This is a genomic window from Variovorax humicola (assembly GCF_037889915.1).
Classification (GTDB): Bacteria; Pseudomonadota; Gammaproteobacteria; order Burkholderiales; family Burkholderiaceae_C; genus Variovorax; species Variovorax humicola.
This window is the reverse complement of sequence record NZ_JBBKZV010000009.1, coordinates 127,791-142,681: the sequence shown is the minus strand read 5'-3', so window position 1 is coordinate 142,681 and position 14,891 is coordinate 127,791. Positions and strand designations below refer to the sequence as shown.

The 14,891-nt window shown below is 64.9% G+C and carries 18 protein-coding genes and 1 pseudogene; 13 read left to right on the top strand and 6 right to left on the bottom strand.

Annotated elements, in window-relative coordinates; all coding sequences use genetic code 11:
- Complete coding sequence (locus tag WKW80_RS16975) at window positions 1-1,554, bottom strand: 4-hydroxyphenylacetate 3-hydroxylase N-terminal domain-containing protein (protein ID WP_340364737.1); 1,554 nt, start codon at window positions 1,552-1,554, stop codon at window positions 1-3.
- A gap of 42 nt (window positions 1,555-1,596) precedes the next feature.
- A complete protein-coding gene (locus tag WKW80_RS16970; RefSeq protein ID WP_340364736.1) occupies window positions 1,597-2,148 on the bottom strand; it encodes a flavin reductase in 552 nt (183 codons plus the stop codon).
- 840 nt (window positions 2,149-2,988) lie between these two features.
- Here WKW80_RS16970 and WKW80_RS16965 point away from each other — a divergent pair.
- The gene (locus tag WKW80_RS16965; protein WP_340364735.1) at window positions 2,989-3,432 is read left to right on the top strand and encodes a DUF502 domain-containing protein; all 444 of its coding nucleotides are present in this window, start codon (window positions 2,989-2,991) and stop codon (window positions 3,430-3,432) included.
- A gap of 52 nt (window positions 3,433-3,484) precedes the next feature.
- On the top strand, window positions 3,485-3,721 hold the full coding sequence (locus WKW80_RS16960; protein ID WP_340364734.1) for a hypothetical protein: 237 nt from the start codon (window positions 3,485-3,487) through the stop codon (window positions 3,719-3,721).
- An 84-nt stretch (window positions 3,722-3,805) separates the two neighbouring features.
- Here the strand turns inward: WKW80_RS16960 and WKW80_RS16955 are convergent, their stop codons facing one another.
- The gene (locus WKW80_RS16955; RefSeq protein ID WP_340364733.1) at window positions 3,806-4,063 is read right to left on the bottom strand and encodes a hypothetical protein; all 258 of its coding nucleotides are present in this window, start codon (window positions 4,061-4,063) and stop codon (window positions 3,806-3,808) included.
- Window positions 4,064-4,377: 314 nt separating this feature from the next.
- Here WKW80_RS16955 and WKW80_RS16950 point away from each other — a divergent pair, with 314 nt between their 5' ends.
- On the top strand, window positions 4,378-4,563 hold the full coding sequence (locus tag WKW80_RS16950; RefSeq protein WP_340364732.1) for a hypothetical protein: 186 nt from the start codon (window positions 4,378-4,380) through the stop codon (window positions 4,561-4,563).
- A 146-nt stretch (window positions 4,564-4,709) separates the two neighbouring features.
- A complete protein-coding gene (locus tag WKW80_RS16945) occupies window positions 4,710-5,330 on the top strand; it encodes a GNAT family N-acetyltransferase (protein ID WP_340364731.1) in 621 nt (206 codons plus the stop codon).
- Window positions 5,331-5,381: 51 nt separating this feature from the next.
- On the opposite strand, the gene WKW80_RS16940 is transcribed toward WKW80_RS16945, so the two are convergent.
- A complete protein-coding gene (locus WKW80_RS16940; protein WP_340364730.1) occupies window positions 5,382-5,678 on the bottom strand; it encodes a hypothetical protein in 297 nt (98 codons plus the stop codon).
- Between WKW80_RS16940 and WKW80_RS16935 the strand changes: the two genes are divergently transcribed.
- On the top strand, window positions 5,656-5,943 hold the full coding sequence (locus WKW80_RS16935; RefSeq protein WP_340364818.1) for a hypothetical protein: 288 nt from the start codon (window positions 5,656-5,658) through the stop codon (window positions 5,941-5,943). The genes WKW80_RS16940 and WKW80_RS16935 overlap by 23 nt on opposite strands.
- 211 nt (window positions 5,944-6,154) lie before the next feature.
- Here WKW80_RS16935 and WKW80_RS16930 read toward each other — a convergent pair.
- A pseudogene (locus WKW80_RS16930) lies at window positions 6,155-6,525 on the bottom strand (Tn3 family transposase); the annotation flags it as partial.
- Between the two features lie 115 nt (window positions 6,526-6,640).
- Between WKW80_RS16930 and WKW80_RS16925 the strand changes: the two are divergent.
- Both WKW80_RS16925 and WKW80_RS16920 read left to right on the top strand, forming a co-directional pair.
- Window positions 6,641-6,904, top strand: a complete 264-nt coding sequence (locus WKW80_RS16925; RefSeq protein WP_340364729.1) for a hypothetical protein — start codon at window positions 6,641-6,643, stop codon at window positions 6,902-6,904.
- Between the two features lie 319 nt (window positions 6,905-7,223).
- Complete coding sequence (locus WKW80_RS16920; RefSeq protein ID WP_340364728.1) at window positions 7,224-7,808, top strand: hypothetical protein; 585 nt, start codon at window positions 7,224-7,226, stop codon at window positions 7,806-7,808.
- Between the two features lie 60 nt (window positions 7,809-7,868).
- Here WKW80_RS16920 and WKW80_RS16915 read toward each other — a convergent pair whose 3' ends face one another.
- The gene (locus WKW80_RS16915) at window positions 7,869-9,407 is read right to left on the bottom strand and encodes a winged helix-turn-helix domain-containing tetratricopeptide repeat protein (RefSeq protein WP_340364727.1); all 1,539 of its coding nucleotides are present in this window, start codon (window positions 9,405-9,407) and stop codon (window positions 7,869-7,871) included.
- A 116-nt stretch (window positions 9,408-9,523) separates the two neighbouring features.
- On the opposite strand from WKW80_RS16915, the gene WKW80_RS16910 reads away from it, so the two are divergent.
- The 6 genes from WKW80_RS16910 to WKW80_RS16885 all read left to right on the top strand — a co-directional run bounded on the left by WKW80_RS16910 (window position 9,524) and on the right by WKW80_RS16885 (window position 14,889).
- A complete protein-coding gene (locus WKW80_RS16910) occupies window positions 9,524-10,267 on the top strand; it encodes a nitroreductase (RefSeq protein WP_340364726.1) in 744 nt (247 codons plus the stop codon).
- A gap of 224 nt (window positions 10,268-10,491) precedes the next feature.
- A complete protein-coding gene (locus tag WKW80_RS16905) occupies window positions 10,492-11,049 on the top strand; it encodes an RNA polymerase sigma factor (protein ID WP_340364725.1) in 558 nt (185 codons plus the stop codon).
- Between the two features lie 41 nt (window positions 11,050-11,090).
- Window positions 11,091-11,723 (top strand): zf-HC2 domain-containing protein, encoded by a 633-nt coding sequence (locus WKW80_RS16900; RefSeq protein ID WP_340364724.1) that lies wholly within the window; start codon window positions 11,091-11,093, stop codon window positions 11,721-11,723.
- The gene (locus tag WKW80_RS16895) at window positions 11,720-12,967 is read left to right on the top strand and encodes a S8 family peptidase (protein ID WP_340364723.1); all 1,248 of its coding nucleotides are present in this window, start codon (window positions 11,720-11,722) and stop codon (window positions 12,965-12,967) included. Before WKW80_RS16900 ends, WKW80_RS16895 begins: the two co-directional genes overlap by 4 nt.
- A 1-nt stretch (window position 12,968) precedes the next feature.
- The gene (locus tag WKW80_RS16890; RefSeq protein WP_340364722.1) at window positions 12,969-13,661 is read left to right on the top strand and encodes a TorF family putative porin; all 693 of its coding nucleotides are present in this window, start codon (window positions 12,969-12,971) and stop codon (window positions 13,659-13,661) included.
- Between the two features lie 58 nt (window positions 13,662-13,719).
- Window positions 13,720-14,889, top strand: coding sequence for a TIGR03118 family protein (locus WKW80_RS16885; protein ID WP_340364721.1), 1,170 nt, complete (start codon window positions 13,720-13,722; stop codon window positions 14,887-14,889).
- Window positions 14,890-14,891: the final 2 nt, after the last annotated feature.

Genomic DNA, 14,891 nt, shown 5'->3' with positions numbered 1-14,891 from the left:
TCAGATGGCGAGAGTGGTGCTCAGCGACAGGTGTTCCTGGTGCCGGGCCGCGTCCATGGCCTTTGCATAGTCTGCAGTGGCCTTGTACTCGGTGTTGTCCTCGGCCACCGAGTCGATGCCGCACACCTGCCGGGCCAGCTTGCCGTAGGTGCCCGAGCCGGAGAACTCGGCGCGCTGCATGGTCAGCATGCGGATGCTCTGCAGCGGCGTGCCGTTGAAGTTCTCGAACACGAAGAGGCGGCTGCCCCAGTCGGTCAGGAACAGGTCGCGGATCACGCGGCCGATGCGCAGGCGGTCCTTCGGGCGCCCGACCGGGCCGCTGTTCATCTTTTCGAACAGCGTGTTGAGCTTGGAGTCTTCCCACTGGTCCTCGGTCGCGAAGAGCAGTGCGCTGCGGCCCGACAGGTCGACCAACTCGTAGATCATCTGCGAGAAGTTCTCGAGGTAGAGCGCGCGGCCGAAGTCGTAGATCAGGATGTTCGGCTTGTAGAGCCCACCCGGCGTGTGGAACCCGAGCTCCTCGCTGGCCACCACGTGCGCCAGCATCGCCTGGTGGAAGCCGATGAGCTTGGCGACGCGCGTCTGCACGGCGGGAATCTTGCTGGTGCCGATGTGCTCGGTGATGAGCACCGACAGGCCGGCCATGAGTTCGGCGCGCACCATCTGGCGCACCAGCGCGTGATAGTGCAGCCAGTCGAACACGCGCTGCGGATACAGCTTGGCATGTTCCGGGTTGCCGAGATGGAAGACATGCGACCACGGGATGAAGACCTTGTCGAACACCGTCATGCCGTCGAGCTCGTCTCCCTTGGAAGCCAGCGGATGCTCGGCCGCGTCTTCCTTCACGAGGCTTTCGCGGCAGACCACGCTCAGCCCCTTGGTCGCGACCGGCACCGCGGCAAAGATGATCTGGTCGGCCGGGATGCCCGGGCGGAAGAACACGCCGATGTGCACCCAGTCGGCAAAGGCGGTGCCGGTCGACACGGCCTTGACGCCATCGACGACGATCCCTTTCTCGTTTCGCTCGATCACGCGAAGGCCGGGCGACCGGGCTTGCGCATCGGGCGTCGAACGGTCCATCTGCGGGTCAACGAAGTTTGGCGCGCAGTTGTGGTCGTGGTTGCGCACGAACTCGGCGAAGTCGACGATGCGCTGCGCAAGCGGCTGGCCCTCGGTGCCGACGGAAGTCTTCTGCCATGGCATCGGGTCGTCGGTGTACGTGGTCAGCACGTAGTTGTTGACGTCCGGCGTGCGCGGGAACGACGCGCCCATCATCTCGCGCATCACGGTTTCATGGTAGCGGCGCTTCTTCTTCAGCTCGTCCTTGGTGCGATGGCCGAACCACATCATCGAACGGCGCTCGCCCTTGTCGTCGACGTAAGTCATCACGTCCTGCAAGTCGGGGCGATGGTGCAGGTCGTAGAAGTCGGCATGGCGCTGCGCGTAGTCGCGCGTCTTCGAATGCGTCGCGACGTTGTCGATCTTCTCGTTGCCGACCCACACGACGCGGCCGTCGTTGAGGGACTCGAGGTATTGCTTTCCGGTTCTGAGCATGGCTGTTCCTTGGTGAGGTGGAGAACGAAAGAAACCGTTGGCTCAGGCGTGAGCTGTCGGCTGGGTGGTTGCATAGGAGCGCTTGCAATACACAAGCGGATCGCGGTGCTCTGCGGCGTGCGTCGTCGTGGCCAGCACGCGGGCGAGAAACACGCTGTGGGTGCCGACTTCCATCGCGGAGACGACGCGGCAGTCGAGTGCGACGAGAGCGTCTTCGCTGTACGGTGCGCCGGTCGACAGCGTGCGCCAGTTGCCCCGCTCGAAGCGCTCCTTCATCGGTACCGCGCCGACACCGGCGAACAGGTCGGAGGTGCCGCGCTGGTGCGCGCTGAGCCAGTTCACGCACAGCACGTCGTTGGCCTTGACGACGCCATTCACGTAGCTGCGGCGATTCATGCAGACCAGCAACGTCGGCGGGTCGGCGCAGACGGAGGCGACGGCCGAGCAGGTCACGCCGGCCATGCCGCCGGGGCCATCGGTGGTGACGACGGTCACCGCTGTCACGGCATGGGCCAGCGCTTCGCGGAACTCGGCATCGGAAATGCTCGATTCGAAAGTCTGGGCGACTGCTTCGATCACTGCGTCGTGGGTCATGGCTGCACTCCTCAGGTTGGCTGGGACAGAGGCCGGAATGGAACTCTGTGGCTGAGGAAAATGGTAGGAGGACGGGCAGGCGGGCACCATCCGTCGCAGCGGAATACACACTATTCCCGGATCGCCGCGCAGGGGTGGCGCGCAATCGAGGGAGTGAGGCAAACGCCCTGCCGGCCAGCCTCCGATCCATGCAGACGCTGCAATCGGCGCCTCGATCACCGGTGGTCAGGTGGAGCAGCTCGAGCGGCCACAAGCAGGGCAGTTCGTGGCCGTCGGGGCCAATCGATTCCGCGGTCTTGGCGTCAGGTGGAGGAGGGCGGTGGCGCCGCGCATGGCCCGACCGTGGACGATCAGCAGGCGGTGGTCATGGAGGCAGCGATGCGCGTGAATTTCCTGCTGGCGCTCGGCGGCAGGCTTCGGAACTCGTGTCGGCCTTGATCCACCGTGAGTGACGGCTGATTCAGCGCCACCCGCAGTCATTTGACCGCGCGGACCCGCATCGTCGCCCCCTGCATGCCCTTGCCACTGCGATCCGATCGTCAACTGATAGTGCTTGCCATGGCTGCGACACGGGAACGATGCGCGGTGAACCGAGCCGGTCCCCATCCGATCAGTGACGTGCGCGTGTCCACCATGAACTCACTCTCGGTCGCTCGATCAATGATCTGTCGATGCTCCTCGGAGCCAGGGAAGTCATGAAGCAGTTGAGCAACTATGTCGTCAAAGCTTTTCTTGACGGAGCGATCGTGGTCGTGCCGATCTATCTGGCCATTTTGCTTTTACTCAAGGCCGCGGGTTCCTTGGTCGAGTTGTGCGGCCAATCGCCTCAGCATTTCCGGAATGGATGCCGGCCGAAAATGTCCTGTCGCTCCTGCTCCTGATGCTCTCGTCAGCTTCCTGGTCGGCATCGCTGTCAGCACCCGGGCGGGGCAGGCGACGCGGGAACGAATCGAGAAAACGCTGTTCGAGCGAATCCCGGGGTACGCGCTTTTTCGAAGTCTCACCCAGCGAATGACCAATCAGAGCGAAGAGAACGTCTGGAAGCTGGCGCTCATCGAGATCGAAGATACCCTCGTTCCCGGATTCATCATCGAGGAACTCGATGACGGGCGTTTCACGGTTTTCGTGCCGTCGGTGCCCACGCCACTTGGCGCCGCCGTCTACATACTGGTGCCACAGCGCGTGCATCCGCTGGACATTCCCTTCACGCCGGCCATCGAGGCCATTTCCAAGTGGAGATCGGGCTCCAGACACCTCGTGGCGGCCATGAAAATGAAGTCGTAGCCTGAATGCGTCGAACCTGCACGAATGTAACCAAAAGTGTTACTATGAACGCATGCCTCAGACGAAACGCAACGACGGCACCCCGCAGTGGTCCATGCCCTCATTGGCCGTCACTGTTGAACAGCTCGCACCCACGGAATTCACCTGGAAACTGGTTGAGCGACATGACGGCCACGCTGCCAGATGCGTTGCCGAAGCGGCGGAACGCTTCGCCAACTATGAGCAGGCGCTCGACTACGGCTTTGTCGCGCTCAAGCGAAGGCACCAGAGACAGCTGAGCGGCCCCTGAGCCGGTTTGCTCGTCCTGCAGCGACCGTCCCGCCTGTGGGCCAACGTGAGACGGCACGAGCGCGCACCAACGCGCCTAGCGCCCTCAGATGCTGCCACGCACCGTGTCGGCGTCCCGATCGACGCGGCGGCCCGGGAACGGCGACTTCTCCTCTCCTTCTGCCTGTTCGACCACCCGAAGCGCGGCCTGGCCGCGGGCCATGGCCCAGCTTCGGCTGGGCATGGGTCCCGGCGCTGACGCTATCACCCGGGGGAGGTCGCCTTTGGTACCGCGCCACACGATCGTCCAGTAAAAGTGTCCTGGAATTGCCTCATCGACCAGGAGTTCGAAGACTGTGTTCATGAAATGCCCCAGTAGTTCGAATTCATTAAGCCGGGGTCGTGCGACGTATCCAAGGCACGAGTTCACGCCCGGCGGCGCACCCTGTGCAACGAACACGCCTTACGGTGAAATACTTGGCAGCCGCCTCAGGAACTCTGGAAGGCTGGATGCGGGCGGTGCGATTCGCCACAGGCCCAATCGCGTTTCAATTTCAATCGTTTGAGTCCGGTAAACGCAAGCCCGGGAAGCACTTTCCTGTTCCGAGTAGCTCGTATGTGTCCAGCGGAAGCTGGTCGCTGGATCGCTTGATCGCGTGAGCGCTGCCAGCAACATGCGTGAAAAAGCCCCGGGCATTTCTGCACGGGGCTTTTTCACTGGCGGCGCTCTTGTCAGCTCAGGTCTTCGACCACTTTCGACGTCTTGACGCCATGAACGACGAGGGCAACGGCTGCGCCAAGGACGAGAAGCAGGATGAGCATGCGGGCACCATGAAAGTCAGGAGGGAGTTCATCTTCGGGTAAACCCTGAATGTTTGTTGGAGCCCGCCAAAATACCCCCACGCTGCCGTGGGCCACCTCGTCCCGCGCGACCTTCAGCGAGCGCGCCGTCGACGTTCCCCTGGCGGCGTGAGCGCGGCCGAGCGAGAATCGTTCACGAATTGAGGGGAGTGTCAGGCAGCCCGAAACGATCGCTGCGGCTGCGGCGGTCCACCGCCTGCACGACTTTGGAGCAAACCTGTATGAGGGACGACGACCTGGCCTTTCGTCAACCGATCACGCTGCGCGACGGCCGGGAGGCACTGATCCGGGTCATGCGCCCGGACGACAAGGAGCGACTGCAGAGTGCGTTTGCGAAGTTGGATCCGCAGTCGGTCTATACCCGCTTCTTCTCGGTCCGCAAGGAGTTGCCCGAGCGAGCCTTCGAACGCATTGCCGAGATCGACTTCATCAAACTCGCCGGCTTGGTAGTCACGATCGGTGACGGCGCCGACGAGATCGTCATCGGCAGCGCCAGTTACGTCGGCCACACCGAAGGCGACGGCGCAAAGGTTGCCGAGGTGGCGTTCACGGTCGAGGAGGACTTCCAGGGTCAAGGCCTGGCGAGCCGACTGCTTGCCGCGCTGATCACGCTGGCGCGACGCCATGGCCTCGTCCGCCTCGAGGCCGAGGTGCTGGCCGGAAATGCGCCGATGCTGGCGGTGTTCGAGCGCAGTGGTTTGCCGGTGAGCCGGCGCAGAGAGAGCGGCGTGATCCATCTCTCCCTCGATCTCGCTGCGCCGCCGGGCTGAAAGCTGGGCATCCGACCGCCGGGCTACGCGCCGATCATCGACGGTGGCCGCCTATTTCGGCTTTTCCCCACCAGTCCAGATCTGCCTTGGCCATGAAGTCTTTTCGTGGATGCTCCCGCCAACGGCCTCGTGACGTTTGGCAACCTTTTCATGGATCAGACGTCGACGCGGTTCGCGGGTCGCACGTTGTCTGCTGCATGGGGCGGTCTTCGCTGCCCTCTCAGGAATTCCCTTGATCTTCAGTCGTTCCGGGTTTTTCAAGCTGGCGGCCACCAGCGCCTTTGCAGTTGCGGCACTTTTCGCCGTATCGTCGGCAAATGCCCAAGTGAACTGGTCTGTCGGCGTCAACGTGCCTGGTGTGTCGATCGGCGTGGTCGAGCCTGGCCCCGTGTACTACGACGAACCGGCGCGCGTCTACTCGCGTCCGGTGCCGCCGCCGGCCTACTATCAGCCTGCGCCCCCGGTGTACTACCGCCCGCCGGTGCCCGTGTATGTCCGTCCGGAGCCCGTGTACTACGGCTCGCCGGCGCAGCCCTATTACGAGTCGGGCGACCGCTGGCGCCATCGCCATCATCACAATCGTCGGCATTGGGACAACGACGATCGGGACTGAACTCGATTGCACAGTGCGAGACGGCATCGCAATCAATGCCCGCGACGAAGCACGTTGATGTCGCACGCGGCACCGGCCCGTTCTGGCTCGGAGGCGCCGAGCTGAGTTGCAACTGGCAGCCCGAACCTCGCGCAAGCGGGATGCGCAACGAGGAAAGCGCGGTAAACGCGGTAGTCGCGGTAATCGCGCGAGGCATCCCCTGTCGCTGCAGTTGTGACGGCAGCAGTTGATCGGCATGGCGTCGCGTGCGGAAGCGCAACACGCCGCGCAGATTGATGCCCTCCAGCCGCGCGGGAGCGATCCGCCCGATCAGTTCCGGCAGGATGACCTGACGCCGGTTGGCCCGGCGATCGAGCATCGCCTGCATCTGCGTCGTGTTCCATGCCATCACGATCCTGGCCAACTGGCTCAACGCGTCCGCCATGACCTGCATCTTGTCGACCCGCCTGGCCTGCGCCGGTCTGATCCGCCCGGTGCAGATGGCGCGCTTCAGGGCGTTGACCGCCTCGCCGCGCTTGAGCACCCCGCGCGGTTCGCGCCGGAAGGCCGCTTGACAAGGTCGTCCGCGAGGAATGCCGTGCGCGGTATCCCGGCGAACCTGCGCGCGTCCACTTGTCGCGAAAGGCGCTTTCTTGTCAATCAAAGAGAACTCAATCCGAGGTTGCTGCAACTCAGTGGCAGAGACAAGGAGACCGACATGGAACTCAATCTTCGCCCCGTCAACGTCATTCGTGCCGATCTGGCCCGCGCCAAGGATCTGCTTTCTGCCTTGGGCTTGGACACCGGGGGCACCGTCCATAGCTTTGCCCGCCACCGCGTCATGCGCCTCGCCGAGGAGCTCCGCACCGCAGAGGAGGAAGCCGAGCACCTCGCGGAGGCCGTCGCATTGAAATGGATCTATCGCTACGCCGGCGGCAAGCTCCTGATGATCGACGAAGGCAGCGCTTCAAAGCGCCCTTGACACGCCAGAGGCAATGTCGGAGGGCGCGCGTCACGGACGAACCTCTTGGCCAGGCAATCGCTTCCTTCGCCGTCCCCCGAGTTGATCGCGAAGCTCGCGCTTGTCCTGCTGGGTGGCCTGGTGCGTGTCGCGAAGCATCCGGCGTCCGACTCCCGCAACCGGGTCACTTCCGCCGCTTGTTCGGCCGGTTGGCGCTCCAGGGACTCGCGTGCCCGCTTCCGGACGAAGCGAGAGGCGATGTTCTTGTCAATCAGGTTGAACTCAATCCGAAGTTGCTGCAACACAGTGCCAGACAAGGAGAGCGACATGGAACACGATCTTGAACGGGCTGCTGGAGACGCCATTCAGACGCGCGAACTCGAAGCGAACGTGGCTTGGGCTGCAGCGGCGCGCGAAAGGGACGTGGCCCAGACGCGCATCGTTCATGCTTTTCGGCATCACCTCGAATTCGGTGGAGGAGGCCCGGACGAAGCGGATCTCTTGCTGTTCGCACGGGCAGCCATCGCGGAGCAGCGTCTCGCTCGGAGTTCATTCGAACACGGCAGACACCTGTCACGCGCCAGCACGGGCGCGCACATCGAACACAAGCCTTCCCATCCAGGAGATTGCAATGACCGCCGCTGAGTCCCTCATCGAATACACCAACGGCCCCATCGCCTTCGGAAGCTTGTTGGATCTTGCACGACTGCAAATCGGCGGTGCCTCGGCCGAGACTTGCGATGCCTGTAGCACCATCAATCTGCAGCACGCGCGCCTCTGCAAATGCTGCGCCCACAGGCTGCCGGCGTCTTATGCCAAGACCGAATTGCCGCGTCACAAGCCGAGCCTCGCGGCCGGACAGGCGTGGGCGGCACTCTTCACCGCGATCACGTTGCTCGTCCATTCGCTGTCGGTCGCGTTTTGAGACCATTGCCGGAATGTAGCGAGACAAATCAGCCTGAAAGCCTTCGGCAGCGGCCCCTTGTCACTCGGGCATCCCGGCTTCGCGCCATGCGTGCGCAAAACCGTTGAATACCGCATCGTCCACGCCCACAGTGACGCGGAAGCGGCTGATGCTGAACCTGGGATCGATCTCGAGCATCTGTCGTACCGCCCGACGTGCTTCGTCCAGGCTGCCGAGCCGCACCAAGGCGGCACACAGGTAGGCGTAGGGCACGCTGAATCCCGGGCTCGATTCGACGGCCCGGCGTGCGTCGTACTGTGCCTGCTCGAAGTCGCCTGATTGGAATCTCGCGCCGGAGAGCGCTTGGTACGCCAGGTAGCGCAGTGCGTCGAAGGGGCTCAGCTGCAGCGCTCTACGGGCGCGCTCGATTGCCAGCGCCGGCCTTCCCGACCAGGCGAGCGCTACCGCGCTCGTTGCGAGAGCCACCACGTTGGACGGACTCACGGACAACGCGCGGTCGAAGAGGTCGAAAGCAGCCGCAGTGTCGTGCGCGTCGAACCAGATGACGAAAGCACCGATCGCCAGCGCCAGCGCGTCATCGCTGCCGAGTGCCACTGCGGCGCGTGCATGCCGGATCGACGCCTCTCGTTCAGCCCGGTCCAGCCCGCCGCGGCTGAAGCGGACATGGTGGCACCACGCCAGCGTGGCATGGGCGAAGGCGTATTCGGGCTCCAGGACCAGCGCACTCTGCAGCAATGGCATCGCCGGTGCGCAACCTTCGGGCATGAGCTTGTAAACGTGGGGCAGCGCTCGCAGCACGAGGTCATAAGCGTCCAGATCCTCGGGGCGCTTGCGGCGGATGCGCTCGATTTCAGAGCGGCGCAACCCGGGCTCTATCGCGCCGAGAATGCTTGCCGCGATATCGTCCTGCAGGTCGAAAACGTCACCGAGACGACGTTCATGGCGCTCGGCCCATACCTCCGTGCCGTCCGCGGTCTCGGTCAGGCGCGCGGAGACGCGAATGCGGTCTCCCGAGCGCCGGAAGCTGCCGTGCAGGAGGTAGTCGGCATTGAGTTCCCGCGCGACATGCGAGAGGTCGACGCCGGCGCCGCGGAAGACGAAACTCGAATGGCGCGCGACAACGGCGAGCCACCTGACCCGCGACAGGCCGGTGATGATGTCGTCGACGACACCTTCAGCGAAGTATTCCTGCGCAGGGTCGTCACCCAGATACGCGAAGGGCAGCACCGCGACGGTCGGTCCCCGCCGCCGCGCCGCTTCGACCGCGGGAGTCACGGTCACAGGGTCCGACCGGACGCCGAGCAAGCGGTAGCCCTGACCCGGTACCGTCATCAGGTGGACGGTGCCGCTCGAATCCCCTGCGAGCACCTTGCGCAGCGCCGACACGTGCACCTGGATATTGTTTTCCTCGACGACGAGCCCGGGCCAGACCTGCGACATCAGTGCGTCCTTCGTGACGACTGCGCCCCCCGCAGTCCCTAGCACGCGAAGAATGTCCAGCGCCTTGGGCTTCAGTTCGACCGGCTGATCGTTGCGAAGCAGCAATCGGCGCCCGGGATCGAGCCGGAAGTCGCCCAGAACGATCACTTCCTGCGTCATGAGATGTCGGAGGGATGGAAGGTCCAAAGAATTAAGGTCCTGAACCAAGGACCTGCGCGCGCTTGAAGCCCAGTATCGCACCGAGGCCGCATTGGCCTGCAGCAAAAGGAGAACCAATGATGAAGGCCCCGACGTTCGCATCTTTCGGAGCCATCGATCCGGGCAGGCCAGAGCGGGTGCCCCCGGCATTCGACGACGTGGTGCGCGGCCGCCGCACCGTTCGCGCCTTTCTGCCTCAGCGCGTGCCGCGCGCGGTCGTGAGCGAGATCCTCGATCTGGCGGCCCGGTCGCCCAGCACTTTCAACACACAGCCTTGGCAGGTGCACGTTGTCGCCGGACCGGCCCGGCAGGCGCTGGTCGACGCGATCCTCGAAGACCACGCAGCGAATGCCGTACCGCCGTTCACACCGTTTCCGAATCCGCCGCCCTCGGACTGCGCGGCGAGGCAAGCCGAGTTCGCCCGCCATTACTACGCATCGCTGTCCATCCTCCAGGACGACATGGTCGCGCGTGCGCGCCAGACATCTCGCAACTACCAATTCTTCGATGCCCCGGTCGGCCTGATGTTCACGATCGATACGCGCCTGACCCACAACAGTTGGCTCGATCTCGGCCTATTCCTGCAGACACTGATGCTTGCGGCCCACGCGCGCGGTCTCGGCACTTGCCCCCAGGTCGCCTTCCTTCGCTATGAGCGGCGCATCGCGACCCAATTGCGATTCGACGCCTACCAGGCGCTGGTCTGCGGAATGTCGCTCGGCTACCCCGACGGCGATGCCGGAGTGAATCAGGTCTGCATGCCACGTGACGCCGCGGGCGACTTCACGACGTGGCACGGATTCGATGGATCCCCTGGATGAAACGGACTGCGTCCGTGGATGACGCGGGACGCTGATTGCCGACGTTGCACATGGGCATTGAACCGATCGTCGGTCTGCGGGAATAAACCGACGCTGTCGACTGCCCCCGGTTTCACCGGATGCACCGATTCGACGCAGGAGTAGAGTTTCTGATCGCTTCACCTGACGTGCCGCCCATGCCGAGCCCGCCCCGCAATGCCTTTCGGACACCGGATGAGGGAAAGGTGTCGGCCGAACGCGTCGAGGCCGCACTGATCAGCCGGACCGCGAGCGGCGAATTGCCGGCGTTCGAGGCACTGTACCGGGTCTACCACCCGCGCCTGACGCGGTTTCTCGAACGCATGACGCGGCGGCCGGCGCTCGTCGGTGAACTGCTCAACGACACGATGCTCGTGGTCTGGAACCGGGCCGGAACCTACAACGGCCAGTGTCAGGTATCCACCTGGATCTTCGCGATCGCGTATCGCAACGCCATCAAGGCGCTGAGCCGCCTGGATGAACCCGTGGAGGACGCGCGCGATGACGCGCATCCGGCGCCGCTGGAGTCCGGGCCCGAGTACCGTGCCGCGCAATCGCAATTGCACGTGCAACTGACGCAGGCGCTGGACCACCTTTCGGTGGAGCAGCGTGCGGTCGTCCAACTGACCTACTTCCACGGCATCGGTTATCGCGAGATCGGCCAGATCGTCGGCTGCCCCGTCGACACCGTGAAGACGCGCATGTTCCACGCGCGGCGCCGGCTGAAGGAATTGCTGGCTGGCCGGATGGAGGATTGGCTGTGAGCGGGCGGGTGGTTCACCTCGGCACCGACGTGCACCAGCAAGTGCAGGCGTTGCTGCCGTGGTATGTCGGCGCGAGTCTCGATGCGGAGGAATGCGCCCGTGTCGAAGCGCACGTCGCCGAATGCCCGCGCTGCCAGGCCGAACTGACTTGGGAACGACAACTCCACGCAGAATGCGCTGGGATCGATGGGCCGCCGCGCGATGTCGACGCGGGATTCGCGCTGATGCGCGAGCGCATCGCCGGCGTCGCCTCACCACCAACACGCAGCCGCCGCGATGACTTCGTGGCACGCCTCGGGAATCTCTGGCGCGAAAGTCCGGCGTGGACCCGCTGGGCATTGGCCTGCCAGTTCGTTCTGGTCGCGGTCTTGAGCGGTTTGCTGCTCGTGTCGCTTCCGCTCGCACCGCAATTCCGGGCACTCGGCGGGTCAGCGGTTGCGCCCGTGGGCACCGGGAGCGGCAACCTGATCGTGAGATTCCGGCCCGAGGCGACCGAACAGGAAGTGCGGCGAGTGCTGCGCGACAGCAAGGCCCGGCTGGTCTACGGTCCGACCGCTACCGATGCCTGGTTGCTGGCCGTGCCGGCAGGCCTCGAAACGGCGGCGGTAAAACAACTGCGCGAGGAAAGCGCAGTGCTGCTCGTCGAATCGCTGGACGGTCGGGCGGCGCCATGAAGGGGCTGCTCGTCGCATTGCTGCTGGCTCTGGTGGTGGCGCAACCGATCGCCCGCGCCGCACCCGGCGAGCAGATCGCGGCATCGGCCGCCGCCAGCCAGCAGGTGCTGCTGTTGTTGCGGTTGCCGCCGGAGCACTTCCGGCCCGAAAACGCCTATTCGGGCGGCTACGGCGACGGGCCTGCGCTGGGCGCGCGGCGACGCGTGGCTGCCGCGCTGGCGCGCGAACATGGGTTGACGCTGGTCACGAACTGGGTGCTTCCGCTTCTGGGCGTCGACTGTTTCGTGATGACAGTGCCGGACGACCAGCAACCCGAGCGCGTGGCGCAAGCGTTGTCGCAAGACCCGCGCGTGGAGTGGGCCCAGCCGACGAATGTCTACCGAACGCGCGGCCATGGCGACCCGCTCTACCCGTTGCAGCCGTCGGCGCAGGCCTGGCACCTGCTGGACCTGCACGAGATCGCCACTGGCCGCGAGATTCGCGTTGCCGTCGTCGACAGCCGCGTCGACGAGCATCACCCGGACCTCGAGGGCCAAGTGGCGTTGAGGGAGAACTTCGTCGACGGCCACGGAAACGTTCCCGAGGACCATGGAACAGCCGTTGCCGGCATCATCGCCGCGCGCGCCGACAACGGCGTCGGCATCGTGGGGGTGGCGCCGAATTCGCGCTTGCTGGCGCTGCGCGCGTGCTGGCAGGAGAGCAGCCAGGCCACCGTCTGCACGACCCTGAGCCTCGCCATGGCGCTGCACTTCGCCATCACCCACGATGCGGACATCATCAACCTGAGCCTTAGCGGGCCGCCCGATCGCTTGCTCGACAGACTGCTGGACGTGGCGCTGTCGCGGCGCATCAGCGTCATCGGCGCCTTCGATCGCCACCTGGCGGATGGGGGGTTTCCGGCCTCGCATGCCGGCGTCGTGGCCGTGGCCGTGGCCGAGGACACGGGCGAGCCGGCCCTGGCGGGTGCCGTGCTCGCGCCGGGACGCGATGTGCTGACGACCCTGCCGGATGCCCGCTGGAACCTCGTCTCCGGCTCGTCCTATGCCGCGGCCAATGTCTCGGGGCTTTTCGCCTTGATGCGGGAGCGGTTGCCGGCGCATGCGGCACCGCTGTCCATGGCCAGCATTGCATATTTCCCCGGTGGCGGAATCGACGCTTGTGCCACACTGGCACGCGTCGCAGGCGATGCTGCCTGCGTCCGCACCGTGACGCGCTCCACGAAACTTCCCAACGATCGTCAGTGACATGCTGACCGCTGGTCTGCGTGTCGTGCTCGGCCCCTCGCTCTTCGTTGCCTGCGGCGCCGCGTTCGCGCAAATCGGCGGGAACATCGCGTTCCTCTCGGACGATCGATACCGCGGCGCGTCCCTGAGCAACGAGCAACCAACGCTGCGCCTGAGCTTTGCGTACGACGCGCCGAACGGCTGGTTTGGCGGCGCCTCGTTCACCGGTGTGTCCCTGGGCCGCACGGGCCGGCAGTTGCAGCTGCTCGGTTACGGCGGGTACGTGGGCCGGTTGTCCGATCGCCTCGGCTGGGAGGCGGGCGCGATTGCCGTTCACTTCGGCGCCGATACGGGCTACGACTATGCCGAGGGTTTCGCAGGCCTGAGCGGCGATAAGTGGAACCTGCGGCTGCACTACTCACCCGACTATTTCGGGAGTGGCGCGCGCACGGTCTACGGCGAGTTCAATGTCGGGATGCCCCTTTCGCCAATGACACGCGCGACGGGTCACGTGGGCGCCCTGGTGCAGGTCGGGGGCACTCGCACCGATGGAGGAAGTGGGACGCTCGATGGGAGCCTGGGGCTGGCTGTCGGGCGCGATGCCTGGGAGGTGCGACTCGACTGGGTCATCGGCGGCCGCAGCGCCGTCTACCCGACCGCCTACCGGCGCACGGCGAATGGCGCGCTCGTCCTGAGTGCGTCGCTCGCCTTCTGAAGGTGAACCTTTTGGTCCGGGTGCGGAATACACCGAGCCCAGACCGAAAGGAACGCCAATGAATGCCTATCGCCTGAAGTTGTGCGGTATTGCGTGTGCGGGCTCGCTTATGTTGGCTGCCTGCGGAGGCGGCGGCGGATATTCCGGCGGGATGGTCGTGTTGCCGATCGCCGGTACCGCTACTGGCACCACCACCGCCACCGCCATGAGCCCCGTCGCCGGCATGAGTTATGTCCCGACCAATCTTGTGTCCGATCTGCCCGCCGCAAGCAATCCTTATGGCAGCGCCAACTCGGACCCGCACCTGGTCAACGCGTGGGGCGTGGCCTTCAACCCGAGAGGCTTCGTCTGGGTGACGAACACCGGGACGTCAACCTCGACGCTGTATGACGGCACCGGCGCGCCGCAGTCACTGGTCGTGTCGATCCCGGCCGGCGCTGCCGGCAGCGCCTTGCCGACCGGCATCGTTTTCAACAGCCACCAGAACTTCACGGTCACGAAGAACGGCAAGTCCGGTGCCAGCGCCTTCATCTTCGCTGGCGAGGCAGGCACGTTGTCAGGCTGGTCGCCAGGGGTCGACATGACCAATGCCGTCACGGTCTTCGACGACGGGGCCGCAGGGACGCGCTACACCGGCCTGGGGCTCGCCAGCCAGGGCGCCTCGGATTTCCTGTACGCGGCGGATTTTGGCCACGCGAAGGTCGATGTGTTCGACACGAACTTCAAGAAGGCCAGCATGCCGGGCAGCTTCGTCGACCAGGCAATGCCGCCCGGCTACGCGCCGTTTGGCGTGCAGGCCATTGGCGGCCTGATCTACGTCAGCTACGCAATCCAGGATGCGGCGGCGCGCAACGCCGTTGCAGGCGCCGGCCAGGGCGCCGTCGACGTTTTCGACGCCGCGGGGAACTTGGTCAAACGTCTCGTTCCAGTCGGCGGAGTGCTCAACGCGCCCTTGGGGATGGCCATGGCGCCCGGCGACTTCGGCACCTTCAGCAACGCGTTGTTGGTCGCCAATGTAGGGGACGGGAAGATCAACGCGTTCGACCCGACCAGCGGCGTCATGATGGGCACGCTCTCCACGAGCGACGGGAACCCGGTCGCGATAGACGGCCTGCGCGGGATCGCGTTCGGTAATGGCCTCAACAACCAGCCCACCAATACGCTCTTCTTTGCCGCGGGGCCGAGCGGTGGAATTCATGGCGTATATGGGCGCATCGACAACCACTAGGA

Bases quoted from the DNA above. Each gene is read 5' to 3' on its own strand.
- WKW80_RS16975 (WP_340364737.1), bottom strand. From the start codon at position 1,554: ATGCTCAGAACCGGAAAGCAATACCTCGAGTCCCTCAACGACGGCCGC.
- WKW80_RS16970 (WP_340364736.1), bottom strand. From the start codon at position 2,148: ATGACCCACGACGCAGTGATCGAAGCAGTCGCCCAGACTTTCGAATCG.
- WKW80_RS16965 (WP_340364735.1), top strand. From the start codon at position 2,989: ATGGATGCCGGCCGAAAATGTCCTGTCGCTCCTGCTCCTGATGCTCTC.
- WKW80_RS16960 (WP_340364734.1), top strand. From the start codon at position 3,485: ATGCCTCAGACGAAACGCAACGACGGCACCCCGCAGTGGTCCATGCCC.
- WKW80_RS16955 (WP_340364733.1), bottom strand. From the start codon at position 4,063: ATGAACACAGTCTTCGAACTCCTGGTCGATGAGGCAATTCCAGGACAC.
- WKW80_RS16925 (WP_340364729.1), top strand. From the start codon at position 6,641: ATGGAACTCAATCTTCGCCCCGTCAACGTCATTCGTGCCGATCTGGCC.
- WKW80_RS16915 (WP_340364727.1), bottom strand. From the start codon at position 9,407: ATGACGCAGGAAGTGATCGTTCTGGGCGACTTCCGGCTCGATCCCGGG.
- WKW80_RS16910 (WP_340364726.1), top strand. From the start codon at position 9,524: ATGATGAAGGCCCCGACGTTCGCATCTTTCGGAGCCATCGATCCGGGC.
- WKW80_RS16895 (WP_340364723.1), top strand. From the start codon at position 11,720: ATGAAGGGGCTGCTCGTCGCATTGCTGCTGGCTCTGGTGGTGGCGCAA.
- WKW80_RS16890 (WP_340364722.1), top strand. From the start codon at position 12,969: ATGCTGACCGCTGGTCTGCGTGTCGTGCTCGGCCCCTCGCTCTTCGTT.
- WKW80_RS16885 (WP_340364721.1), top strand. From the start codon at position 13,720: ATGAATGCCTATCGCCTGAAGTTGTGCGGTATTGCGTGTGCGGGCTCG.